Annotated in this window: 18 protein-coding genes; 10 read left to right on the top strand and 8 right to left on the bottom strand. The window is 69.8% G+C overall.

Annotated elements, in window-relative coordinates:
- Positions 1–3: 3 nt before the first annotated feature.
- From AC30PD_RS20360 to AC30PD_RS20340, 5 genes are read right to left on the bottom strand one after another with little or no spacing between them, the layout of a single operon-like run.
- Positions 4–1,248, bottom strand: coding sequence for a hypothetical protein (locus AC30PD_RS20360; RefSeq protein WP_489537511.1), 1,245 nt, complete (start codon positions 1,246–1,248; stop codon positions 4–6).
- A 2-nt stretch (positions 1,249–1,250) separates the two neighbouring features.
- Positions 1,251–2,000, bottom strand: coding sequence for an outer membrane lipoprotein-sorting protein (locus AC30PD_RS20355; protein WP_489537510.1), 750 nt, complete (start codon positions 1,998–2,000; stop codon positions 1,251–1,253).
- A gap of 17 nt (positions 2,001–2,017) precedes the next feature.
- Positions 2,018–3,244, bottom strand: a complete 1,227-nt coding sequence (locus tag AC30PD_RS20350) for an ABC transporter permease (RefSeq protein ID WP_489537509.1) — start codon at positions 3,242–3,244, stop codon at positions 2,018–2,020.
- Positions 3,241–3,927, bottom strand: a complete 687-nt coding sequence (locus AC30PD_RS20345) for an ABC transporter ATP-binding protein (protein ID WP_489537508.1) — start codon at positions 3,925–3,927, stop codon at positions 3,241–3,243. Before AC30PD_RS20345 ends, AC30PD_RS20350 begins: the two co-directional genes overlap by 4 nt.
- Positions 3,924–4,589: a hypothetical protein gene (locus AC30PD_RS20340; protein WP_489537507.1), complete on the bottom strand. Its 666-nt coding sequence runs from the start codon at positions 4,587–4,589 to the stop codon at positions 3,924–3,926. Before AC30PD_RS20340 ends, AC30PD_RS20345 begins: the two co-directional genes overlap by 4 nt.
- A gap of 276 nt (positions 4,590–4,865) precedes the next feature.
- Here AC30PD_RS20340 and AC30PD_RS20335 point away from each other — a divergent pair, with 276 nt between their 5' ends.
- The 3 genes from AC30PD_RS20335 to AC30PD_RS20325 are packed head-to-tail and all read left to right on the top strand — an operon-like array spanning position 4,866 to position 7,548.
- Positions 4,866–6,287 carry a sensor histidine kinase gene (locus AC30PD_RS20335; RefSeq protein WP_489537506.1) on the top strand — a complete coding sequence of 474 codons (1,422 nt, stop codon included), beginning with the start codon at positions 4,866–4,868 and terminating at the stop codon, positions 6,285–6,287.
- The gene (locus tag AC30PD_RS20330; RefSeq protein ID WP_489537505.1) at positions 6,284–6,697 is read left to right on the top strand and encodes a hypothetical protein; all 414 of its coding nucleotides are present in this window, start codon (positions 6,284–6,286) and stop codon (positions 6,695–6,697) included. The genes AC30PD_RS20335 and AC30PD_RS20330 overlap by 4 nt, the downstream gene beginning before the upstream one ends.
- Positions 6,694–7,548, top strand: coding sequence for a LytR/AlgR family response regulator transcription factor (locus AC30PD_RS20325; RefSeq protein WP_489537504.1), 855 nt, complete (start codon positions 6,694–6,696; stop codon positions 7,546–7,548). Before AC30PD_RS20330 ends, AC30PD_RS20325 begins: the two co-directional genes overlap by 4 nt.
- Before the next feature lie 148 nt (positions 7,549–7,696).
- Here AC30PD_RS20325 and AC30PD_RS20320 read toward each other — a convergent pair whose 3' ends face one another.
- Positions 7,697–8,374, bottom strand: coding sequence for a lysoplasmalogenase (locus AC30PD_RS20320; RefSeq protein ID WP_489537503.1), 678 nt, complete (start codon positions 8,372–8,374; stop codon positions 7,697–7,699).
- 595 nt (positions 8,375–8,969) lie between these two features.
- Between AC30PD_RS20320 and AC30PD_RS20315 the strand changes: the two genes are divergently transcribed.
- From AC30PD_RS20315 to AC30PD_RS20295, 5 genes are all read left to right on the top strand, one after another.
- On the top strand, positions 8,970–10,523 hold the full coding sequence (locus AC30PD_RS20315; protein WP_489537502.1) for a DUF1800 domain-containing protein: 1,554 nt from the start codon (positions 8,970–8,972) through the stop codon (positions 10,521–10,523).
- A gap of 11 nt (positions 10,524–10,534) precedes the next feature.
- Entirely contained in the window at positions 10,535–11,986 is a 1,452-nt protein-coding gene (locus AC30PD_RS20310; RefSeq protein ID WP_489537501.1) for a DUF1501 domain-containing protein, read from the top strand.
- A 202-nt stretch (positions 11,987–12,188) separates the two neighbouring features.
- Entirely contained in the window at positions 12,189–14,741 is a 2,553-nt protein-coding gene (locus tag AC30PD_RS20305) for a bifunctional diguanylate cyclase/phosphodiesterase (RefSeq protein ID WP_489537500.1), read from the top strand.
- On the top strand, positions 14,738–16,762 hold the full coding sequence (locus AC30PD_RS20300; RefSeq protein ID WP_489537499.1) for a GGDEF domain-containing protein: 2,025 nt from the start codon (positions 14,738–14,740) through the stop codon (positions 16,760–16,762). The genes AC30PD_RS20305 and AC30PD_RS20300 overlap by 4 nt, the downstream gene beginning before the upstream one ends.
- Positions 16,759–18,855, top strand: coding sequence for a GGDEF domain-containing protein (locus tag AC30PD_RS20295; protein ID WP_489537498.1), 2,097 nt, complete (start codon positions 16,759–16,761; stop codon positions 18,853–18,855). The genes AC30PD_RS20300 and AC30PD_RS20295 overlap by 4 nt, the downstream gene beginning before the upstream one ends.
- A 24-nt stretch (positions 18,856–18,879) precedes the next feature.
- On the opposite strand, the gene AC30PD_RS20290 is transcribed toward AC30PD_RS20295, so the two are convergent.
- Together AC30PD_RS20290 and AC30PD_RS20285 are read right to left on the bottom strand one after the other, a co-directional pair.
- Positions 18,880–19,800: a hypothetical protein gene (locus AC30PD_RS20290; protein ID WP_489537497.1), complete on the bottom strand. Its 921-nt coding sequence runs from the start codon at positions 19,798–19,800 to the stop codon at positions 18,880–18,882.
- A 104-nt stretch (positions 19,801–19,904) separates the two neighbouring features.
- Positions 19,905–22,040, bottom strand: coding sequence for an ATP-dependent helicase (locus AC30PD_RS20285; protein ID WP_489537496.1), 2,136 nt, complete (start codon positions 22,038–22,040; stop codon positions 19,905–19,907).
- A gap of 247 nt (positions 22,041–22,287) precedes the next feature.
- Here AC30PD_RS20285 and AC30PD_RS20280 point away from each other — a divergent pair, with 247 nt between their 5' ends.
- Together AC30PD_RS20280 and AC30PD_RS20275 are read left to right on the top strand one after the other, a co-directional pair.
- Positions 22,288–22,551, top strand: a complete 264-nt coding sequence (locus AC30PD_RS20280; RefSeq protein WP_489537495.1) for a hypothetical protein — start codon at positions 22,288–22,290, stop codon at positions 22,549–22,551.
- A gap of 53 nt (positions 22,552–22,604) precedes the next feature.
- Entirely contained in the window at positions 22,605–23,606 is a 1,002-nt protein-coding gene (locus AC30PD_RS20275) for an AEC family transporter (RefSeq protein WP_489537494.1), read from the top strand.
- Positions 23,607–23,683: the final 77 nt, after the last annotated feature.

Raw genomic sequence — 23,683 nt, 5'->3', positions numbered from 1 at the left:
CGATCAGAACGTCCAGGTGCCTGCGAGGTAGGCCACGCGCCGTGCCGGCAACTGCGCGAGCACGGCCTCACCCGGCCCGCCGTACTGGCGCCAACCGGCGTCGACCCGCACCCGATCGCCCTGCCAGCCGAGCGACGCGGTGACGGTGCGCCCGGCGTCGGCCGGCGTGTACAGGACGTCGAGCGCCGGCTGCCATTTGTCGAGCGTCCAGCTCACGCGCATGAAGAGGTTCGTGCGACGCAGGTTGCTCGACGCACCGAAGGCCTGGGCCTGCCAGGCCAGGTTGCCGGCGACCGCGGCGGCCGGCGCGGGTGTGCCGGCGAGCGCGGCCAGTTGGCGGTTGCGGGCAGTCCAGTCCTTCCACTGCGCATCGGACAAGGCCGTGCCGTCCCACCACGCTTCTGCCAGGAGGCTGACCTGCTCGGCGTTCGTCCAGGTGCCGCCGATCAGCAGCTGGCTGGCGTGGCGCACCCGCGCGTCCGACCACGGGTTGCTGCCCACGAGGCCTGCAGCCGCCGGGTCGATCGCCGTGCTGTCGGCAGCGTTCAGATAGCGCAACGACGCGTGCAGTTCCAGAGCATCGTTCGCCACCCACGCCGCGGCCGCACCCACACTGCCCCCGGTGCGTGCGCCGTAGCGCGCGAAACCGTGCCAGTCGACGGAACCCTCGCGCTGATACACCCGCGCAGCGAACGCCGGCTCTTCCGCGCCGCGCTGCGCGCGCGGCTTCGTCGGGTTGACGGCGACGAAGGACCACGCCGTGCTCGCATCGAAGTGTTCGGCCATCAGCAGCGGCCGGCCTTCGGCGGTGGTCGTGAGCAGCGTGCGCCGCGTTTCCTGCTGCACCACGTCGTTCGGCCGGAAGCCGTAGCCCACGTCCCACGCGGCGATGCGTTTGCCGGCGCTGAACTGCCAACCTGCACTGCCGGTGGCGGCGTACAACTCGTTGACCCAGGCCTGGCCGGTCGCGGCCGTGCCTTCGAGGCGTTGGCCTTGCAGCGTGACGGTGCCGCTCAGGCCGTGGCCGCTGGCGCGCAGTTCGGTCTCGAGCGTCGCGCCGTTGCGCGGCACGGCGGCGATGTCCGGGTTCAGCTGCGCGGCCTGCGCCAGCGGGCTGTTCGGGTTGGCAGCCTGTTCTGTCCACGACGGCCGCGTCTGCCCGCCGAACTCGTTGGCAGCACGGCACGTGTCGCACGCCGTGAGCACCAGCAAGGCGCCGACTGCTTCGATGAAGACAAGCCGTTTCACGCTCACTCCAGTGCGGGGTTGCGGGCCAGGAACATCGGGTTCAGCCAGGCCTCGGGCACGCTGTGTTCCTTGCGAGCGAGGTAGCGCACCCGGGTTTCCTTCTTGCTCGTGAGCTGGTCCTGCAGCAGCATCTCGGTGACCATGGTCGGTGCCGCCGGCTTGTCGGTGACGAAGCGCGCCTGCTTGGCGAGCTTGTCGGACTGCACGTACAGGTCGGCCTTGATCGGCTCGTGTTTCGCCTTGCCGAGCCAGAGTTCGATGCGCTGGTAGGTCACGCCCTTGCGGTTCGCGGCCAGGCTCAGGTGCACGCAGGGCTGCTTCGGTTCACCGCAGGGCTCTTCGCCGGTGACGGTGCCGGTGTAGTCGTCGGCCCAGCTCATGGTCGCGATGTCGCCGGTGCTCGCATCGCCGAGCAGCTTCTGCATCGGCGTGATGCGCAGCGGGCGCTGGCTGTTCGGCATCAGCAGCCAGAAGTCGTCGCCGAGCATCAGCACCTTCTGGCCTTTTTCGGCCGGGCTCTGCATCAAGACCAGCGACTGGTGTTTCGCCTGCGCGAAGACCGTGTAGCGGCGCTCCTTGTCGGCCGAGCCGTCGGCGTTGAAGATGCTGATCAGCGTCTCGACCTGCATGTTCTCGCTGCCCACACGGTAGCGGTCGGCAGCTTTCAGGAGCGCGGGCACGTCTTGCGCGAAGCTGTGCGAAGCGAGCACGGCCAGCGCGGCCGCAGCGATCGAACGAAATATCGTTGTCATGGGGTTGGGTTCCGGGTTCAGGTGTGGGCCAGCGCGTCGACGACGGCCAGGTTCACGGTCTTGCGGGCGATCCACGCCGACGCCAGCATCGCGAGCACCACCATCGCGAGCACGGTGCAGCCGTAGAGCACGGGGTCGATCTCGATGTTGAGCGCGTAGCCGCGTGTGCTGCCGGGTGGTGGCGGCATGGTCACCGGCACCACGTAGAGCATCAGCGAGATGCCGAGCGCGAGCAACGCGCCGGCCACCGCCCCCACGCCACCGAGCACCATGCCTTCGAGCGCGAGCGTGCGCAGCAGCTGCGAGGGCAGCGTACCGAGCGCGCGCAAGGTGCCGATCTCGCGGGTGCGCTCGATGATCGCCATCGCCATCGCGTTGGTCACGACGAAGACCACGATCACGCCGATGATCAGGCCGAGCGCGCCGAAGATGCGGTTGTAGAGGCCACGCACCGAATTGTAGAAGAACGCCTGGTCGCGCCAGGTCTGCACCGTGAGTTTCGGGCTGGCAGCAGCCACGCGCTGCTGCGCGGCAGCGGTCGCTTCCATGCGCCGCAGGAACACGCCGAGCGTGGACACGCGTGTGGTGTTCAGCAGCTTCTGCGCCGTGGCGATGTCGGTGTAGACGAGGCGTTTGTCGATGTCGGGCACGCCGGTCGAGAACACCCCTTTCACGGTCACGTCGAGCGCGTTCAGCGCACCGTCGGTGGTGCTCGCGAGCAGTGTCAGGCTGGTGCCGGGCCGGGCCTTCAGGCTTTTGGCCAGGCCTTCGCCGAGCATCACTTCGGCGCCTTTCGCGCCCGAGCTCAACACCTCACCGGCCGCCATCGTGAGGAACGGGCCTTTCACCGCGAACTCGCTGTCGGGTTCGACACCGGCGGCGATCATCACCGTCGACTTGTCGCCGTTGCTGATCAGGCCGCTGAAGGCCACGCGCGGCAGCACCTGGCGCACGTCGGGGTCGATCAGCAGCTTCGCGCTCAGCTCGGCGGCGTTCTCCAGCCCGTATTGCAAGGGCGTGTCTTCGTCCTTCGTGAACTGCTCGGGCAGGCCGACGATCAGGTGGCCGGTGCTGCGCGCCGCGGCCTGCGCCAGGGCCTGGTAGGTGAACAGCGCGAAGCCGCCCGCCAGAAGAATGGCCGCCGTGCCGAGCGCGGCGATGGCCACGGTGACGAGCGAACGGCGCCGGTTGCGCAACGTGTTCTGCAGCGCGAACCGGAGCCACTTCAGGTCCATCCACTTCATTGCAGCCTCCCGTCGAGCAGGGCCACGACACGGTCGCAGCGCCGGGTGAGCCGGCTGTCGTGCGTGGCGATGACGAACGCCGCGCCTTCGGCGTGGCCCCGCTCGCGCATCAGGTCGAGCACCTGGTCGGCAGTGTGCGAATCGAGGCTCGCGGTCGGCTCGTCGGCGATCACGAGACGCGGGCGCTTGACGAGCGCGCGCGCAATCGCCACACGCTGGCGCTGCCCGCCCGACAAGGCGTCGGGCCGGTGCTGCGCGTGGTCCTGCAGGCCGACGGCTTCGAGCTGTGCCGCGACCCGCGCGCGGCGTTCGGCGGCCGGCACGCCGGCGATGAAGAGCGGGTAGTCGACGTTCTCGGCCACCGTCATCACCGGCACCAGGTTGAAACTCTGGAACACGAAGCCGAGCGCGTCGCGGCGCAGCAATGTGCGTTCGGCCTCGCCCAGGTCGGTGACACGCTGGCCGCCGAGCACGATCTCGCCGCTGTCGGGCCGGTCGATCAGGCCGGCGAGGTTCAGGATCGTGCTCTTGCCGCTGCCCGAGGGGCCGGTCAACGCGAGCAGTTCGCCGCGCTGCACGCTCAGGTCGACGCCTTGCAGCGCCGGGATCACGTGCTGACCGAGGCGGTAGGTCTTGTGCACGCCGTGAAGCTCGACGACGGGGCCGCGCATCGGGCCGTTCATGCCGCCGCCTTCAACAGCGCACGCGCCTTGTCGGCTTGCGGCGCGTTGCGGCCGATCACTTCGTTCAGGTAGCGCTGCGCGTCTTCCGTGCGCTTGTCCTTGGTGGCTTGCGACGCGGCGAGCATCCAGACCGTGCCCTGAAACGGCAGCGGGGCGGTGGCGAACAGCGGGCTCGCCAGCACCTCGTCGAGCAGCTTCGCGCCGCGTGGGCCGCGGTTCATGAAGCCGGGCATCGCGAGAAAGGTGTTGGCCGCCACAAAGCGCGTTTCGAGCGAGCCGGGCGTGCCGTGCTGCAGCGCGGCGTCGTGGGCCGGCGTGAGCAGTGCCAGCGCCTTGTCGACCAGCGCCAGGCCGTCTTCGGCGTGGCCGATCTTCTTCCACGGCAGCGCGGTGGTGCGCGCTTTCATCGCGGTGGCAGCGCCGGCGTAGGCCATCAGCACGGGGCTGCCGGGTTCGGCCTGCAGCAGCGCGTTGAAGGCGTCGGCGGCCTTGTCGACGGCGCTGCTGTCGCCGGCCGAAGCCTGGTTGAACTGCGCGAAGGCGCTCTCGAACGCGGCCTCGGGCGCGGCGCGCACCTGGCCCACGGCCGACAGCAAGGCCAGCGCGAAGACGGCGACAACGACGCCGAAGTGGCCTGCACGGGGGGGTTGCGGGTGGGTCATGGTGATCTCCTTGAAAGCGTTCGGGGTGACAACGTGGCCGCAGGTTAGGAGCCGGCGACGCCCGGCGCAGCTGCCGTGCGACCGGGCGCCGCGCCGCGGCGCGAAGCGTCGGCCTGGCGGCGCCGGATGCGGCGAGCCGGGCAGCGCTTGCTGGCTGTCCGGGGCCTGTGCAGCCTGTCGGGCCGCCGCTGCAGCCCGTCGCAAGCGGCTGGGAGGGCGCCCGAAGGGTCGATAGAGTCCACCCCATCGCTTAGAAAGCACCCCCGCTTCCCGACCATGGCCACCGCTCACTCGACCCCCACCACCGGCTGGCAGCGTTTCGCTGCCGGTGCGGTGCAGCTGTTCCACGACTACGCGAACTGGCTCGTCAGCATCAGCTGGAAGCGCTTTTTCGGCTTGTCGCTGCTGCTGCTGATCTGCATGGGCATCCTCGGCAGCATGCTGCCGGGCTGGACCGTGACCGAGGTGCACGAGGCCGACACCCACCGGCCTTCTGCGCCCCCCAAGCCACCGAAGATTCCCGGCATCAAGATCGAAAAGGGCGGCACGAGCCCGGGCGACGACGTCACCATCTCGATCAACAAGAACGGCGTCCAGATCACCCCGCGTTCACGGGCCAGCGACAGCGCGGCCAAGGCAGCGTCTGCCGCAGCCTCGGCGGCCAGCGCGGCGCCCGGCGCCTCGGCTCCGGCCTCGGGCAGCTCGCAGCCCTCGGTCGCGATCAGCGCCGGCGAAACCGGTGTCGAGATCAAGCTGCCGCCCGGCGCCACCAGCGAAGCCGTGCGCGAGGCGGTTGAAGAAGCGCGCCAGGCGGTGGTCGAAGCCATCGAAGAATCGCGTCAGGCCGCACAAGACGCCGCCGACGCCGCGCTGGAAGCGGCCGACGCCAGCCGCAGCGCCGAGCGCCAGTACATCCGCACCCGCACCGTGCGCGCCGAAGACTCGCTGATGCCGCTGTCGTTCTTCTTCATCGTCGCTTCGATGATCCTGAAGATCACCTACAAGGGCCGTATCCAGGCCGAGACCAAGGCCGCCGTGGCGACCGAGACCGCCGAGTCCGAGCAGCTCAAGCGCCAGGTCGTGGAAGCGCGCATGGCGGCGATGCAGGCGCAGGTGGAGCCGCACTTCCTGTTCAACACGCTCGCCAGCATCGACCACCTGATCGAGACCGACCCGCCGCGGGCGAGCACGATGCAGAAGAACCTGATCGCCCTGCTGCGCGCCTCGATGCCGACGATGCGCGAGAACCACCCGGCAGCGCACAACCTGGGCCGCGAGATGGCGGTGATCCGCCCCTACCTCGAGATCCTGAAGGTGCGCATGGAAGACCGGCTGCAGACCGACATCAACGTGCCCGACGGGCTGCTCTCGGCCGACTTCCCGTCGATGATGATCCAGAGCCTGGTCGAGAACGCCATCAAGCACGGGCTTGAGCCCAAGGCCGAAGGTGGCACGCTCTCGGTGAAAGCCGAGATCGTGCACGGCAAGCTCGCCGTGACCGTGGCCGACACCGGCCTGGGCTTCGGCAAGGCCGCGACCGCCGGCACCGGCATCGGCCTGAACAACATCCGCGAACGCCTGCAGTTGCTCTACGGCAGCAAGGCGCAGATGGCGATCACCGAAAACACCCCCAGCGGCACGGTGGTGACGCTGACCGTGCCCTACCAGCACCAGAACCATGACGGAGAAACCGCGTGAAGTACCCCCGTTTGAACCGCCTTCTCAAGCTCACCGGCTGGCTGCTGCTGGCCGGTGCCCTGGCCAGCGTGCTGCTGATCGCCGCCGCGCTGCAATGGGGTGATCTGACCGAGGGCGCGAGCTTTGTGATCGACGGCGAACAGGTCTCGCTCAGCGGCATGCACGCTGGCCATTGGCTGCTGCTGATCGGCGGCGTGACTCTGGCGCTGCTCGTGGTGCTGCTGGTCGTGCCTTTCGCGGTGATCGTGCCGCTGCTGTGCGCTGCGTTCGGCATCGCCGTGGCGCTGTGCGTGGTGCTGGGCATGGCGGCGCTGCTGCTCTCGCCGCTGTTGCTGCTGGGATGGATCGTCTGGCGCCTGACGCGCAGCCCCTCGGCAACGCCGAGGGCGGGCGCTACGATCGGCGCATGAACGCACCCGGCACCGCACCCCCCGCGCCCCGCGCCCTGATCGCCGACGACGAGCGCCTGCTGCGCGAGCAGCTGCGCGCGCGGCTGGCCGAAGTCTGGCCCGAGCTGCAGATCGTGGCCGAAGCGAAAAACGGCACCGAAGCGGTGGCGTTGACCGAACAGCACCACCCCGAGCTCGTGTTCCTCGACATCCGCATGCCCGGCATGACCGGCGTGGAAGCGGCCCGTGCCATCGCCCAGCTGCCCACCGACGACGACACGCCCGACGCCTGGCCGGGTTGCGAGATCGTCTTCATCACCGCCTACGACCAGTACGCGATCGAGGCTTTCGAACAAGGCGTGGTCGACTACGTGCTCAAGCCGGCCGAGCGCGACCGCCTGATGGTCACGGTCGAGCGCATCAAGAAGCGGCTGGCGCAGCGCAGCAGCACCGACGGCGCCGAGGCTGCGGCCGACGACCTGCCGCCCGCAGGCCTGCAGCAACTGCTGCAGAAGCTCGCCACCCGCATGGACCCGGCCAAGGCGCCCACGCTGCGCTGGATCCAGGCGACCGTGGGCCAGAGCATCCAGATGATCCCGGTCGAAGAGGTGCTGTTCTTCATCTCCGACGAAAAGTACACGCGGGTTCAGACCGCAACAGTCGAAGCGCTGATCAGGAAACCCATCAAGGAACTGATCGACGAGCTCGACGCCGACCTGTTCTGGCAGATCCACCGCTCGACACTCGTCAACACCAAATTCATCGCCGGCGTGAGCCGCGATCTGCGCGGGCGCCAGTTGGTGGCGGTGAAAGGGCACCCCGAAAAGCTCGAGGTGTCACGCAGCTTCACGGGGTTGTTCAAGGGGATGTGAGGACGCAGAGCGAAGGGCGAGAGGCCCCGTAAGCGGGGATCGACCGGCGTCGCGGCCGGCGAGCGAAACGGGCTCGATGCCCGTTTCGCGAGTGCGCCCCAAGAGCCCCACCCGTTCTGTGGATGCGGCGCGCCCGGCTGACGCAGGCTCAACGCGCCCGCAGCGCCGACGCGATGCACCATTGTGCGAGCCAGTAGGTCAGCAGAATCCACAGCGACGAGAGCGGCAGCGGCAGCGCGAACTTGTTGATGGCCAGCAAGCTGTCGGACGCCATGAACAAGACCCCGCCGAGCGCGGCGAAGCGCCCCAGCGACGCATCGGCCGCGCTCGCAGCGGCGCTGCCGCGCCACCACACGAGCGCTTGTGCCGCCATCGTGGCCAAGCACACGACGTAGGCGACAACCGGGGCGCGCAAGCCAGCAGGCACACCGGGCCAGAGAGCCGACAGGATCGCCGCGGCCACCACCGCGTACGCCGCGAACACCGCAGGTTTCGCCGCCAGCCGCACCGGCACGCAGAACGCCGCGATGTAGGCCAGGTGCGCCAGCAGGAACGCGACCAGCCCGGGCAGAAAGCCCTCTTTCGGCCAGAGCAGGAACACGTCGCCGGCCAGCGACAGCACGAGGCCGATGCGAACCAGGCGCCGCTGCTTCGGCGCGTCAGCGCCCCGCGACCAGGCGAAGCCGATGATCAACAGCGTGGTCAATGGCTTGAACACGAAGGCGAGCGCTGCAGGCAAGACGCCCGTGAACGACAGGATCGCCAGCCCACCACTCACAGCGGTGAGAAGCGGCCACAGGCGGCGGGACGTTTCGGGTGGGTTCACGGTGAGGCCTCGCGCATTCGTTGCAGGCCGCGAATTTGCCACAGCGCACCGGCACCGAGCCGCTGCAACGACTCTTACCGGAAGAGACCGGCGGCGGGCCCCGATCCTGCTCTTTCGGCCTGCACACTTTCACCGGCCCCGACGTCGCCCATGCGCGCGATGGATTCGGCGCGTACGGACAAATCTGGTCACACCCGGGGCGCGAGCCATGACACGAATCGCCATTGTTGAAAGCAGACGAATCATGAAGCCTGACCCCACCGCGGCGATGCGCAACGCCACCGCCCTGCTCGGCATCGCCGCCCTGATGGCGGCCTGTGGCGGCGGGTCGGGCAGCGATGCGCCGGTGGCGACGGCGCCTGCTCCTGCTCCTTCGCCAACCCCGGCGCCTGCTCCAAGCCCGGCACCTTCGCCTTCGCCAACCCCGGCGCCTGCTCCAAGCCCGGCACCTTCGCCTTCGCCGACCCCGGCGCCGGCGCCCGCACCAACGCCCGCACCCGCGCCTACTCCCGCACCCGCACCCGCACCCGCACCTGCCCCAGCACCCGCACCGACTCCCGCGCCCGCCCCCACTAGCGCCACCACACGCGACGCCGTGCGGCTGGCCGACCAAGGCAGCTTCGGGCCCACCGAAGCGCTCGTCGCCACCATCAAGGCGCAGGGCGCCACCGCCTGGGTCAGCGCGCAGATGGCGCTCAAGACCTCCAGCTACACCAGCGGCCAGACCGGCGCGGTGCACCAGTACACCGGCTCGGGCGACTTCTGCGCCGACAAGGGCACGAACTGCTGGCGCGACTGGTCGTCGAGCCAGCCGCTGGTCTGGGATTTCTACCGCAACGCGGTCTCGCAACCCGACCAGTTGCGCCAGCGCGTGGCCTTCGCGCTGCAGCAGATCGTGGTCGTCAACAACCTCGAGGTCGACGGCACCTACGGCTTTCGCCTGTACTACAACAACCTGCTCGACAACGCCTTCGGCAACTACCGCCAGGTGCTGAAGAAGGTGGCGCTGTCGCCGCTGATGGGCGACTTCCTGAACAACGCCAACAACGACAAGTCGGCGCCGAACGAGAACTTCGCTCGCGAGCTGCTGCAGCTGTTCGCGGTCGGCACCTGCGAGCTCAACGCCGACGGCAGCCTGAAGGGCGGCGCCTGCACCGCCAACTACAGTAACGACGTGGTGCGCTCGTACGCCTACGCGCTGACCGGCTGGACCTACCCGGCCGGCGGCGCCACCTCGTACGGCTGCTGGCCGGCCGGCATGAACTGCCGCTACTACGGTGGCGACATGGTCCCGGTCGCGAGCTTTCACGACACCGCGGCCCGCACGTTGATGTCGGGCGTGACGGTGGCCGCCGGCACGGCCGCGCCGGCCGCGCTCGAAGCGGTGCTCGACAGCCTGATGGCGCACCCGAGCATGGCGCCCTTCATCGGCAAGCAGCTCATCCAGCACCTCGTGGGCAGCAACCCATCGCCGGCCTACGTGTCGCGGGTGGCGAGCGCATTCACGAGCGGCCGCTTCGGCAGCTTCGGCACCGGCCAGCGTGGCGACCTGGCCGCCACCGTGGCGGCGATCCTGCTCGACGCCGAAGCGCGTGGTGACACCGTGACGCGCAGCGCCGGCAAGCTGCGCGAGCCGGCGCACATGTTCGCCGGCGTGCTGCGTGCGCTGAACGGCCGCACCGACGGCGATGCACTCGCCTGGTGGTGGGGCGACAGCCTGCGCCAGCACGTGTTCCGCCCGCCTTCGGTCTTCAACTACTACCCACCCGACTACCCGGTGCCGGGCACCACGCTGGTCGGGCCGACCTTCGGCATCCACAGTGCCAACGCCGCGCTGGAGCGTTTGAACTACCTGACCTACCTGCTCGATTGGGGCGGTTCGGCACCCGATACGAGCGTGCCCAACGCCGTGGGCACGCGTGTCGACCTCAGCGCTTTCCTGAGCGACGCCCCCGATGCCGCCAAGCTGGTCGACCGGCTCTCGATGCTGGCGCTGGGGCAGGCCTTGCCGAGCGGCCCGCGCACCGAAGTGATCAACGCGGTGTCGTGGTGGACTTCGGCGCGCGACTCGGCCAACTGGCAGACCAACCGCGTGAAGACCGCGGCCTATCTCGTGTTCGCTTCGCCGAACTACCAAGTGCTGCGCTGAAGAGGCCCGCGATGAACCCGAACCACCCAGACAACTTTCTCGTCTCCACACGCCGGCGCTGGCTGCAGCGCAGTGGCGCCACGCTGGCCGGCGCCCTTGGCCTGGGCAGCGTGGGCAACCTGATGCTCATGCCACGCAGCGCGCGCGCCGCCGACTACCAGGCGCTGGTCTGCGTGTTTCTCTATGGCGGCAACGACGGCCTGAACACGATCGTGCCGACCGACGCGCGCTACAGCGCCTACAGCGGCGTGCGCAAGGGCCTGGCGATTCCGCAGGCGAGCCTGGTGCCGCTGGGCGGTGTGCCCTTCGGGCTGCACCCGTCGCTGTCGGCGCTCGCGCCGGTGTGGGCCGACGGCAAACTCGCACCGGTGTTCAACGTCGGCCCGCTGAAGCAGCCGCTGACCAAGGCGCAGTACCGCGCCGCCGCGGCCAATTCGGCGAGTGTGCCCGACAGCCTGTTCTCGCACTCCGACCAGCAGATCCTCTGGGAAACCGGCACCGCCGACTCGCTCACCCGCACCGGCTGGGGCGGCCGCGCGGCCGAGGTTCTGGCGACCGTGAACCCGGTGATCTCGGTCGCCGGCACCGCGCGTTTCGGCTTGTCGAGCCTGCAGACGCCGCTCGTGCTGCCCGGCCCGGGCGCCACCTTCGGCGCTTACGGCATGCAGCCCGCCGACCTGACCTGGGCCCCGAACGTGGCGCGCAAGGCGGCCATCGACGCGCTCTACAACCAGGCCCAGGACGTGACGCTCGGCGACGCCTACACGCAGGCGCAGCGCAACGCCTTCACCATGTCGGAACGGCTCGGTGCGCTGGTCAAGGTCTCCCCCGGTGGCACCGGTGCCTCGGCGGTGATCGACGCCGCCTTCGCGCCCATCACCGCGGCCGGCAAGATCACCTCGCCCCTGGGCAACCAGCTGTACCAGATCGCCAAGCTGGTCGCGAACAACGCCACCGTGCAAGGCAACCGGCAATTGTTCTTCGCCTCGATGGGTGGCTTCGACACGCATGGCGGCCAGGTCATCACCGGCGCCCCGACCACCGGCACCCATGCCGCACTGCTCAAGGGCCTGGGCGACGCGCTCGCGGCGTTCTACACCGCGATGAAAAACCTCGGCCTCGGCGACGCGGTCACCACCTTCACGCAGAGCGATTTCGGCCGCACCTTCGCCATCAACAACAGCACCGGCACCGACCACGCCTGGGGCAACCAGCACCTGGTGCTGGGCGGTGCGGTCAAGGGCGGTGCCACCTACGGCGCCTACCCCGAGCTGGCGCTGGGCGGTGCCGACGACGTGGGCGTGAACAGCTGGGAGTTGCAGGGCCGCTGGATCCCGACGACCGCGGTCGACCAGTACGCGGCCACGCTGCTGGGCTGGTTCGGCGCGAGCGAGTCGCAGCTCGACAGGGTGTTGCCGAACCTCGTGAACTTCGGCACGGCACGCAAACTGGCGTTCCTGTAGCCGGCGACGGCGGGCACCAGAATCGGCGTTCGATCGGCGGGCGGCCCTCAAGGGCGGGCCACACCTGCCGAAGACAAGTCAACTCGGGGCCGGTGAGCGGCGCCCGATGGGCAGCGACGATCGCTGCGCCTGCCGAAAGATTGCGCGCCATGACGCCCTGTTTGCCGTCGCTCCCCCAAGCCCTGTCGCCGCGACGCGCGCGATGACTGCCCGCGCCCAGACCGCCCGGCAGCACCGGCGCCGCATGGCGCTGCTGGCGCTGGCCGCGCTGCCGATCCTGGTGCTCTCGGTGTGGACCGTTCGTCTGCCCAGCGTCTACGCCGGCCTGAGCTTCACGCAGTGGCACACGCTGCTCGAATTCGCCTCGATGCTGGTGTGCGGCGCGATCGCCACCGTCGCCTGGAACGCGCGCGAGCTCGAAGTCCCCCGCAGCGTGCACGTGCTCGGCGCCGCCTGCGCCGGCGCGTTGCTGCTCGACCTGGCCCATGCGCTGTCGTTCCCGGGCATGCCCGACCTGATCACCCCGAACACCTCGAGCAAGAGCGTCGCCTTGTTCATGGCGAGCCGCCTGCTCATCGCGCTGGCCTTGCTGGCGGTGGCGGCGCTGCCCTGGCGGCTAGACCACGAGCCGCGCTGGGTGCGCCGCGTGCCGGCGCTGGTGGCGGCCTACGTGCTCGGTGTGTGCGTCTGGGCGCTCGGCTGGCCTCAGAACCTGCCGGCGCTGGTGATCGACGGTCAGGCGCTGACCGCCACCAAGCAGGTCGGCGAATACCTGCTCGTCGGCGTGTTCCTCGGTGCCAGCGCGCTTTTCGTGCGGCGCCTGAAAGCGGCGCAACGTTTCGACGTGGCCTCGCTGCTGTGCGCTGCGGTGCTGATGGCGATCGGCGAGGTGGTGCTCACGCTCTACACCCGGCTGACCGACCTGGCCGTCGTGGTCGGCCACCTCTACAAGGTGCTCGGCTTCTGGATGATCTACCGCACCATCGTCGCCGACAGCATCCGCCTGCCCTACCAGCGGCTCGCGGCGTCGCGCCAGCGGCTGCGCCAGAGCGAAGACGAGTTGCGCACGATCACCGACAACATCCCGGCGCTCGTGGCCTTCGTCGACAACGACCAGCGCTACCGCTTCGTCAACCGCAACTACGAACGCTGGCTCGGCATGAAGCCCGAGCGCATGCTCGGCAAGACGGCGCGCGAGATCTACGAAGACAAGTACGAGACACTGCAACCCTGCCTGGAGCGCGCGCTCGCGGGGCAGACCTTCGACGTCGACCACCGCATCGTCTCGGTGAAGGCGGCCGCCGGCCGCTGGTTCAACCTCATGTACATGCCCAAGGTGGCAGACGACGGCGTCGTCTCGGGTGTCTACATCCTGGGCAGCGACATCACCGACCGCAAGGAAGCCGAGAACCGCGCGCTGTTCCTCGCCGAACACGACGAACTGACGACGCTGCCGAACCGCGCGTCGTTCCAGTCCGCGGTGGTGCGCGCACTCGACGCCTGCACCCGCGAAGCCAGCCAGTTCGCGGTGATCTTCGTCGACGTCGACCGCTTCAAGGTCATCAACGACACGCTCGGCCACGCCGCCGGCGACCACCTGCTGCAGACCCTGGCCGGCCGCATGAAGCAGGTGGTGCGTGGCAAGGACCTGGTGGCGCGCATGGGCGGCGACGAGATGTGCCTGCTGCTGCACGACGTGCGCGACGCTTCGCACGCCAGCGAGATCGCCGAGCGTGTGCTCGCGGCGCTGAAGGTGCCGGTCGAGCTGCGCACCGGCATCCAGCACCACGTGACGGTCTCGGCCGGCGTGGCGATCTTTCCGCAGGACGGCACCGACGTCGAGACCCTGCTGCGCCACGCCGACATCGCGATGTACCGTGCCAAGGCGGCCGGGCGCGACGGCTTCGCGCTGTTCGGCGCGCACGACGGCAAGCCGGCCGAAGCGCGCCTCAACCTCGAACTCGAATTGCGCCGCGCCATCGACCTCGGGGAACTGGTGCTGCACTACCAGCCGCGTGTCGACGTGGTCACCGGTCGCCCGCTCGGCATGGAAGCGCTGGTGCGCTGGCAGCACCCGCAGCGTGGCCTGCTGTCGCCAGCGCACTTCATCGACATCGCCGAAGAAACCGGCCTCGTGGTGCCGATGGGGACCTGGGTGCTGCACCAGGCGGGGCAGATGCTGCGCCGCCTCGAACATGGCGGTGCGCCGGGTCTCACGATGTCGATCAACGTGAGCGCCCGCCAGTTCAAGAGCCCGCGCCTGGTCGACGAAGTGGCAGCGATGCTCGCGGCCTGCGGCTGCGAGCCGCACCAGATCGAACTCGAGCTGACCGAGAGCGCGGTGATGGACCAGCCCGACCTCGCCGAAGCCACGATGCAGCGCCTGAAGGGCCTGGGCGTGCGCCTGGCGATGGACGACTTCGGCACCGGCTATTCGTCGCTGGGCGCGCTCAAGCGTTTCCCGGTCGACTGCGTGAAGATCGACCGCTCTTTCGTCAACGACATCCCCGGCGACGCCGGCGACGCGGCGCTCACGCGCGCGATCATCGCGATGGGCCATTCGCTCGGCCTGCACGTGGTGGCCGAAGGCGTGGAGCGGCGCGACCAGCTCGACTTCCTGCGCGCCGAAGGCTGCGACGAGTACCAGGGCTACTACTTCGCCAAGCCGCTGCCCGAAGCGGCCGTGACGGCGCTGCTGCGGAAGATGCCCCGCGTCGAGATCGCAGACACCGTGCCGATGGAGCTCACGCCATGAAACGCGGCTGGGCTGTCGGTCTGGCGCTGCTGCTGGCGTTCGCGCTGGCGGCGACCACGCGCGCCCAGCCGGCCGACGACACGACCCGGCGCATCCTCGAACTCGAAAGCCTGGGCCGGGCCCGGCCGACCGAAGCCGCGGCGGAACTCGAGCGGCTGCAAGCCTCCACGGCCGAACTCAGCCCGCAGCGGCTGGAGCTGCTGACGGTGCAAGGCCTGATGCTGGCGGTGGCGTCGCAGCCCGAAGCCGCCGAGCGTTGCGCGACCCGGCTCGACGCCTGGAGCGGCCGGCCGGGCGCCGCGCTGGCCGCCGAAGCCGCCGCCGCCACGCTGCTGGTGCGCGGCCGATCGATCGCGCGCGGTGGCAACCTGCAACGTGCCGAAGCCTTGCTGCAGCAGGCGGTCGAGCACCTGCCGGCCACGCTGTCGGCACGCGACCGCTGGCGTTTCGTGGCCGCGCTCGGCTACGTCAAGAACGAGGCCGGCAAGCTCGAAGACGCGGTGCGCCTGAACCACGAAGCGCTCGCTCTCGCCGACCGTGACACCGAGCTCTGGCGCCGTTCGGAGGCACGCAGCGCACTGGCCTACAGCTACTACAACGCCAAGCAGGTCGAGCGCGCTCGCGCATTGAATGTCGAAGCGCTCGCGCTGGCGACCGAGGCCGCCGACGGCGTCACCCTGGGGCGCGCCCACAACACCCAGGCGATCGTGCTCGACGGCCTGGGCGACCTGCAAGGCGAGCGCCGCTCCTTCGAGCTGGCGATCGAGAACGCGCGGCGCGCCGGCGCAAAATTCCACGAGGTGCAGTACCTCGCCAACCTGGCCGACTTCTTTTTGAAGAACGCCGACTACAAGACCGCGCTGGCGCAGGCCGAGCGTGCCCTGCCGCTCGCGCGCGAACTGAAAGACAGCGTCAGCGAAACGGTGGCGCTCGCCAACATCGGCCTGGCCCACATCTCGCTGCAGCACCTCGAGGTGGGCAAGCGGTATGTGCGCGAGGCGATCGCGATCGACGAGAAGCGCGGCTCGGTCGGCGGCGTGTCCGACCTGCTGCGCGAACTCGGCGTCTACCTCGAGAAGGCCGGCGACACGGCCGGTGCGGTGGCGGCCTATCACCGGCACCGCCGGCTCGACGCCGGCATCCTGCGCGACGACCAGCAGAAGGCGATCCTGTCGATGCAGGAACAGTACGACGCCGACGGCCGGACGCGCGCGCTGGCGCTGCTGAACCGCGAGAACGACATCAAGGCCGAACAGCTGCGCCGCCGCGACCTGCAGCAGCGCATGTGGTGGCTGCTGGCGGCGGCTTTCCTGCTGTCGTTCGCGGTCGTCGCGCTGCTCTACCGGCGAGTGCGCCAGACCAACCAGGCCCTGTCGACCAGCAACGAGATGCTGAAGGTGCAGAGCGAGCGCGACCCGCTCACGGGGCTGGCGAACCGGCGCCACTTCCAGGCGGTGATGCGCCAGCTCGCCGAAGACGGCAAGCTCAGCGGCACGGTCTACCTGATCGACATCGACCACTTCAAGACCATCAACGACCGCCACGGCCACGGTGCCGGTGACGCGGTGCTGGTCGAGGTGGCGCGGCGCCTGCGCGAAACGCTGCGTGAGCAGGACCTGATCGTGCGCTGGGGCGGCGAAGAATTTCTGGTGGTGGTGCAGGCGCTCGCGGCCGAGCAGGTCGACACGCTGGCGCAACGCATGCTCGGCGCGCTCGACCAGGCGCCGGTGGCAGCGGGCGTGCACCAGATCGCGGTGACCGGCTCGATCGGCTACGCCACCTTCCCGATGGGCCCGACCGCGCTGCGCGTGTCCTGGGAACGGGCCATCAACCTCGTCGACACCGCCATGTACCTGGCCAAGGCCCATGGCCGCAACCGCGCCTACGGCGTGCGGCTGCTGAAGGCCTGCGACGAAGCGGCGCTCGAAGAGATCACCCGCTCGCTCGAATCGGCCTGGCGCGACGGGCAGGTCGCGCTGACGCTGCTGCAAGGGCGCGCGCCGCTCGCGGAGGCCGCATGAGCTCGCGCCGGCTGCTCCTCGTCGCGGCGCTGCTCGCTGCCTTGCACGGTGGCGGCCAGGCGTCGCAGACCCCGGCCCACGGCTTCGTGCACGACGCGCTCGACGAACAGGTCGACACGCTGGTGCGCGAAGGCTTCGAACGGCCGGCCCAGGCGCTCGCGGCGCTGAATCAGCTGCAGCAGGAGCACACCGGCTCGGCCGACGAGAAGCGCTTGCTGCTGCAGGCGGTCGGCAGCATCGAGGCCCGCGCGGGTTCCGCCGCGCGCGCCGGCGCCGTGGCCGAGCAGTTGCTCGCGCTCAACACCGACGGGCCGGGCGGCCGCGCGCTGGCCGCGTCGAACCTGGTGCGGGCGCTGATGGCCGAAAACGCCGGCCAGCTCGACATGTCGGCAGCGCTGGCGCAGTCGACCCTCGCGGCCTTCGAAGCCGGCTGCCCTGGCGCCGCGCCGCCCCCCGCCGCCCTGGCAGCGGCGCGCTGCGATTACCGCTCGGCCTGGCGCGTCCGCCAGATGCTCGAGCGGCGCGCACTCAGCCTCGGTGTGCCCGCCACCGCGGTCGTGCACGCACAGGCCGGGCTGGCGCTGGCCGAATGGGCCGGCGACACGCGCCGTCAGGCCACCAACCTGATCTCACTCGCCTTGCTGGCGCAAGGGCGCGGCGAGGCCGGCACGGCGCAGCGTCTGATGGGCCACGCCAAACGCCTGGCAGCGCAGGGCGGCGACGCGGCGCAACGCGCCGGTGTGAGCAACGGCGAAGCCCGGTTGGCCGCCATGCAGGGCGACCACAAGGCTTCGCTCGCAGCCTGGGAAGAAGCGCTCGTACTGGCCACGCTGTCGAGTTCACCCAGGCTCGAAGCGCAGATGCTGACCAACCTGAGCGACGCCTACTCGCGGCTCGCGCGCCCGGCCGACGCACTGCGCGCCGCCGAGCGGGCGCTCGCGATCGTGCGCCGCCACGGCGACCAGCGTGTCGAACGGGTGTTGATCAACAACATCGGCATCGCGAAGATCGGCCTCGGCCGCATCGCCGAAGGCCGGCTCGAACTGGCGCGCCTGCTCGAGATGTGGCAACAGAGCGGCGAGGCCGGCCGCCAGGCCGAAACGCTGCTCGAGTTCGGCGAGGCCCTGGCCGCCGCTGGTGACGCGCGCGGCGCGCTCGAGCTCTACCACCGCGAACGAGCCCTCAGCGCCGACCTGATGCGCGCGAACCGCAGCGTCGCATTGAAGGATCTGCAGACCCGCAACGAGGCCGAAGCGCGCCAGCGTGACATCGAGTTGCTCGGCCGCGACAACGCGCTCAAGACCGAAGCACTCGCCAACCGCGACCTCCTGCTGCGCCTGTGGTGGCTGCTGGCCGCGGTGATGCTGCTGGCCGTGGTGCTCGTGACCCTGCTGTACCGCAGGGTGCGTGAAACGCATCTGAAGCTGGCCGCCAGCCACGTGCAGTTGCAGACCCAGAGCGAGCGCGACCCGCTCACCAACCTGGCGAACCGGCGCCACTTCCAGGCTGTGATGGCCGCGGCCAGCGGCCGTCACGGGCACGGCGCGGGCTTCGAGGGCGCGCTGTTGCTGGTCGACATCGACCACTTCAAGCACGTCAACGACGCCCACGGGCATGCCGCCGGCGACGCGGTGCTGGTGGAGGTGGCCAAACGCCTGAACGATGTGGTGCGCAACGACGATCTGGTGGTGCGCTGGGGCGGCGAAGAATTCTTGATCCTCGCGCCACGTGCCGCGCCCGAGCAGGCCGAGCAGATGGCGGCGCGGGTGCTGCGTTGTCTGGGCGACACGCCCATCGTCGTCGGCACGGAGTCTCTGCGCGTCACGGCCTCGATCGGCTACGCGCGCTTTCCGCTCCCGCCCTACAGCGCCGAGGTGCCCTGGGAACAAGCCATCAACCTGGCCGACATGGCGCTCTACACCGCCAAGAACCAGGGCCGCAACCGCGCGGTGGGCATGGTCTCGTCGACGGCCTCGACACGTGAGGCCCTGCAACATCTCGAAGTCGACTTCGACCAGGCTTGGCGCGAAGGCCGCGTGACACTGCGGCAGACGCCGGGCCCCGCCGCGCACGACGACCTGCGCGCCGCCTGAGCGGCCCCGACCACTGCGTCGTCGTCACTCCTTCGCGGGGGCGGGCGGCAGTGTGCAGAACCCGAGTGCCGCCATGTTGGAGGTGCAGGCTGCCGGCGGTGGCGAGATCGTCTCGCGGATCTCGCGTGGCTTCGGCGCGGGCCGCGGCGCGGCACTCAGGGCGCGTGTTGGTGGCGCGGGTCGGCCGCGGGGCGCGGCCTGGTTCGGACGAACCGGGGCCGCCAGGGCGGGCGCCACATCGACCGGCGGGAAGGACAACTCGGCGTGCCCCGACACGTCGGCCTGCGCCGGCGCGGCGAACGGCCGATCGAGCCCGGCCTCGCCGCGCGGTGGCGCGGCCCGTGGCGGCGGCGAGGCGGTCGCCGGCACCGCCACCGGCGCCCACCAGCGCAGCGCGGTGGCCGCGGCCAGCAAGGCCACGGCGACGAGCACCAGCACGACGAGCCGCCGGTCGGGGCGGCGAAGCCTCCGCGGTCGCAGCGCTGGCGCTGCAGACTCGGCGTCAGCCATCGCAGGCTCTTCGACCAGCGCCGTGAGCACCGGAAGATCGGGCAGGCCCGCCGGCGCCAGCGCGGTCTCGATCGCCACCGTGGTTTCGCCGCGCGAAACCAGATGCAGGCCGCGCCGCGTTTCGGGCGCCTCGGCGGTGATGGCGGCCGCGGCAAGAGCCGGCTCGACCACGGGCTCGTGAGGCTGTTTCGCAGCGTGCCGGCGGAACAAGCCCAGGGCGATCAGGTCGGCCTCGCAGCTCCAGCATGCCAGCGCCGAGCGTCCGTTGAGCGCGCCACAAGCGAGGCAGGGCATGAGATGCGCGGGGTGGTCGCCCAGCGCCTTGGCGGCGAACAAGCCGGCCGGCGTGGTGTCGGGCGCCAAGCTTGGCGGCAGGTGCGGCACGGGCTCGAACGCCGCCGCATCGCCGTGCTCAGGCCGGCGGGCCGAACTCATGACAGTGCACCCATTTTTCCCGCGACTCGCTTTCAGGCCCGGCCGGCGACGACCAGCGCCCGGCAAGTTACTACCATTTCAGGCGCACTCCACTCCCTAGAACCTCAACCGGCCGGTGCCGCACCGGCTTCGGCCTTGGCGCGCTGCGCCCGCGCCGCCGCGGCCTCGCGCAGGGCCTTGAGTTTTTCGCGCGGGTCTTCCTTGGCCACGACCTCGTGCAGCTTCATCTCGCCGATGAAGCGGCTCGGCATGGCCATGACGAAATCACGCCCGCGCTTGCGGCGCTTGAGCGTGCTGACCGCGAGCGAGGTGCGGGCGCGGGTGATGCCCACGTACATGAGCCGGCGCTCTTCTTCGAGCCGATCCGGCGTCATGTCGTCGTCTTCGCTGCGGAACGGCAACAAACCTTCGTTCACGCCCACCAGCACCACGTGCGGCCATTCCAGCCCTTTGGCGGCATGCAGCGTGCTGAGCGTGACCACGTTCTGGTCGTCGCCACGCTCGGCCAGGCTGATGATGATCGAGATGGTCTGCGCCACCTCGAGCACGCTCTTCTTCTCGGTCTCGAATGCGGCGCCGCCGTCGTTCTCGACTTCGCCGCCGCAGCGCCTGGCGATCCAGTCGATGAAGTCGAGCACGTTGCTCCAGCGCGCGGCGGCCAGCTTCTCGCTGTCTTCGCCTTCGTAGAGGTGCTTTTCGTAGTCGATGTCTTTCAGCCAGCCGAGCAACAGCACTTTCGCGTCTTCGGCCCCGGTGGTGTGGCGGGCGCGGTACTCCAGATCGTTCACGTAGCGGCCGAACTCGTGCAACGAACCCACGGCCCGCGCGCTCAGCACGCTGCCCAGGCTTTCGGCGAAGAGCGCGTCGAAGAGGCTCTTCTTCCATTTGCCGCCGAACTCGGCCAGGCTCGTCAGGGTCTGGTGGCCGATGCCCCGTTTCGGTGTGTTCACGGCGCGCAGGAACGCCGGGTCGTCGTCGTTGTTGACGAGCAGGCGCAGCCACGCGCACAGGTCCTTGATCTCGGCGCGGTCGAAAAAGCTCTGGCCGCCCGAGACCTTGTACGGAATGCCCGCCTTGCGCAGCGCCTTCTCGAACACCCGCGCCTGGTGGTTGGCGCGGTAGAGCACCGCGAAGTCCTTGAACTCCACTTCGGCACCGCCCGAGACCGACGCCCCCGCCGTGCCACCGGCGTGCAATGCCTGGATGCGCGCGACCGCACGCTCGGCTTCGTGCTCTTCGTTGTCGCTCTCGATCAGGCGCACCGGCTCGCCGTCGCCGAACGCGCTCCAGAGCTTCTTCTCGAACAGCTTCGGGTTGTGGCCGATCACCATGTTGGCGGCGCGCAGGATGTTGCCGGTGGAGCGGTAGTTCTGCTCCAGCGCGATCACCTTGAGCGTGGGGTACTCCTGCGGCAGGCGCTTCAGGTTGTCGATGGTGGCGCCGCGCCAGCCGTAGATGCTCTGGTCGTCGTCGCCCACCGCGGTGAACAGCGCGCGCTCGCCCACCAGCGACTTGAGCATCTCGTACTGGATCGTGTTCGTGTCCTGGTATTCGTCGACGAGCACGTAGCGCAACGTGTCTTGCCACTTGGCGCGCACTTCTTCGTCGCGCAGCAACAGCTTGTGAGGCAGGCCGATCAGGTCGTCGAAATCGACCGCCTGGAAAGCGGCCAGGCGCTCTTCGTAACGCTGCATCACACGCGCGGCGACCTGCTCGTCGGCGTTGCCCGCCGCGGCTTGCGCCTGCTCGCTGTTCAGGCCCTGGTTCTTCCACAGGCTGATGGCCCATTGCCAGCGCCGCGCAAGCGCGTTGTCGGTGCTGGCGCCGGCGTCTTTCAGGATCGAGAGCACATCGTCGCTGTCGAGGATGCTGAACTGCTCCTTCAGGCCGAGGCGGCTGCCATCGGTGCGCAGAATGCGCACACCGAGCGAGTGGAAGGTGCTCACGACCAGATGCTTGGCCGCACGCGGGCCGACCAGTTCCTTGGCGCGCTCGCGCATTTCCTGCGCGGCCTTGTTGGTGAAGGTGATCGCGGCGATCTGCCCCGGCTCGTAGCCCGCCTGCAGCAGCCTGGCGATCTTGTGCGTGATGACGCGCGTCTTCCCCGAGCCGGCGCCGGCGAGCACCAGGCACGGGCCATTCAGGTGGTGCACGGCTTCGAGCTGGGCGGGGTTGAGGGAAGGCGGGGGCGCGGACACGGCGGCAGGCTGGGGCGGCGGCGCCGCAAGGCGACGGATCATAGCGGGCCGAACCTGTGGCCAACGGGCCGCGCGCTCGCCTGGGCAAATGTCACGAACGTGTGCGCGCAAGACACGATTGCGCCCACCGAAGGCGACTTGCTCGACCGGTTCGCGTGTTAGAGCGTGCTCACCAGCGCCATGCGGCGCGGTGCTGCGGAATACTGACCGGCAACAACACAGGCGTTGCAGGCCTGCACACCGACCGGGCGTGCGAGCCGACTGCAGCGCCCACCGGACGCAAGCTGTCATGGTCACCTTCCAGCGCCTTCGCGAAACGATCCGCCCGAGTCGCACCACGCCAGACGTGGAAGCTCTGCGCGAGCTGTGCTTCACGCTGCTGGCCGACGTGTCGGCAAGCGACCGAAAGGCGATGCTGCTGCGCATCGACAACATGCGCCGCGCCGAAGACACGTGGCACTTGCGCGGCGCGCTGTTCGACGTGATCTCGCTGCACCACGGCGAAGCCACCGCCCGCACCCGCCTGGCCACGCTGGACGAACAACTTCGCTGAGCGACGCGGCCGCGTGCAATGACGGTAGCGGCGGCTTGCGATACTCCGGGTCGATGCAAGCGATCCTGACCGTCACGTTCCCGTTCTTTGCGCTGGTGCTGCTGGGGTATCTGGCAGCGCAACGGCGCTGGATGCCAGAGTCGGCCATCCCGGGGCTGAACGCCTACGTGCTGTACTACGCGCTGCCGTGCATGCTGTTCCGCTTCGGCTCGAGCATGCCGTTCGCACGGCTGATCGACCCGCTGCTGCTCACGCTGTACACGGTCTGCGCGCTGCTGATGGTCGCGATCACGATCGCGGTGACGCTGCGCCGCCGGGCCGGCGGGCCGGGCGTCGACCTGAGAGACGCCGCGTTCGGCGCGCTCGTTGCCGCGTTCCCCAACGCGGGGTTCATGGGTGTGCCGCTGCTGGTGGCACTTCTCGGCGCCAACGCGGCCGGCCCGGTGATCGCCGCGATCCTCGTCGACCTGATCCTCACCAGCACACTGTGCCTCGCACTGGCACAGGCGAGCGGCCACCGCTCGGGCGATGGCGACGAACGGTCGATGCTCGCCGCGGCCGCTCTGTCTTTGCGCGGCGCGCTCACCAACCCGCTGCCCTGGGCGATCATCGTCGGCGCCGCGTTCGCCGCGCTCGACCGCAGCTTGCCGGGGCCGATCTCGGAAATCGTGCGCATGCTGGGCGAGTCGGCCGCGCCGGTGGCCTTGTTCACGATCGGCGCCGTGCTGTCACGCGCCGGCCGCCATGGGCACTCGAAGACCGCGCCGCGCCACTACCTGCCGGTGGCGTTGCTGAAGCTCGTGTTGCACCCGGCGCTGATCTTCGGCATCGGCGCAGGGGCGGCGGCGCTCGGCGCGCCGATCTCGAGATTCGGGTTGATGGTGCTGACGCTCGTCGCCGCGCTGCCAAGCGCCAGCAACGTCTCGGTGCTGGCAGAACGTTACGGCGCCGACAACGGCCGCGTGACGCGAATCATCATGGCCTCGACGGTGCTCGCGTTCGCGAGCTTCTCAGCGCTGGCCTGGCTGTTCGGGGTGGGCGCAGCGCCCAAGTGACAGGCTTGGCCACCGCGCCGGGCTGAAGGCTCAACCGGCCCGCGGGTTTCACCGGATGGCGCCCGGGACATCATCGG

The organism is Rhizobacter sp. (assembly GCF_032229685.1).
GTDB lineage: Bacteria > Pseudomonadota > Gammaproteobacteria > Burkholderiales > Burkholderiaceae_C > LMDS01.
The sequence above is the reverse complement of the archived record's forward strand: the minus strand, read 5'-3'. Positions and strand labels throughout refer to the sequence as shown.

Excerpts from the sequence above, each read along its gene's own strand:
- AC30PD_RS20355 (WP_489537510.1), bottom strand. The coding sequence starts at position 2,000 with ATGACAACGATATTTCGTTCGATCGCTGCGGCCGCGCTGGCCGTGCTC.
- AC30PD_RS20350 (WP_489537509.1), bottom strand. The coding sequence starts at position 3,244 with ATGAAGTGGATGGACCTGAAGTGGCTCCGGTTCGCGCTGCAGAACACG.
- AC30PD_RS20345 (WP_489537508.1), bottom strand. The coding sequence starts at position 3,927 with ATGAACGGCCCGATGCGCGGCCCCGTCGTCGAGCTTCACGGCGTGCAC.
- AC30PD_RS20340 (WP_489537507.1), bottom strand. The coding sequence starts at position 4,589 with ATGACCCACCCGCAACCCCCCCGTGCAGGCCACTTCGGCGTCGTTGTC.
- AC30PD_RS20335 (WP_489537506.1), top strand. The coding sequence starts at position 4,866 with ATGGCCACCGCTCACTCGACCCCCACCACCGGCTGGCAGCGTTTCGCT.
- AC30PD_RS20325 (WP_489537504.1), top strand. The coding sequence starts at position 6,694 with ATGAACGCACCCGGCACCGCACCCCCCGCGCCCCGCGCCCTGATCGCC.
- AC30PD_RS20310 (WP_489537501.1), top strand. The coding sequence starts at position 10,535 with ATGAACCCGAACCACCCAGACAACTTTCTCGTCTCCACACGCCGGCGC.
- AC30PD_RS20305 (WP_489537500.1), top strand. The coding sequence starts at position 12,189 with ATGACTGCCCGCGCCCAGACCGCCCGGCAGCACCGGCGCCGCATGGCG.
- AC30PD_RS20300 (WP_489537499.1), top strand. The coding sequence starts at position 14,738 with ATGAAACGCGGCTGGGCTGTCGGTCTGGCGCTGCTGCTGGCGTTCGCG.
- AC30PD_RS20295 (WP_489537498.1), top strand. The coding sequence starts at position 16,759 with ATGAGCTCGCGCCGGCTGCTCCTCGTCGCGGCGCTGCTCGCTGCCTTG.
- AC30PD_RS20290 (WP_489537497.1), bottom strand. The coding sequence starts at position 19,800 with ATGAGTTCGGCCCGCCGGCCTGAGCACGGCGATGCGGCGGCGTTCGAG.
- AC30PD_RS20285 (WP_489537496.1), bottom strand. The coding sequence starts at position 22,040 with ATGATCCGTCGCCTTGCGGCGCCGCCGCCCCAGCCTGCCGCCGTGTCC.
- AC30PD_RS20280 (WP_489537495.1), top strand. The coding sequence starts at position 22,288 with ATGGTCACCTTCCAGCGCCTTCGCGAAACGATCCGCCCGAGTCGCACC.
- AC30PD_RS20275 (WP_489537494.1), top strand. The coding sequence starts at position 22,605 with ATGCAAGCGATCCTGACCGTCACGTTCCCGTTCTTTGCGCTGGTGCTG.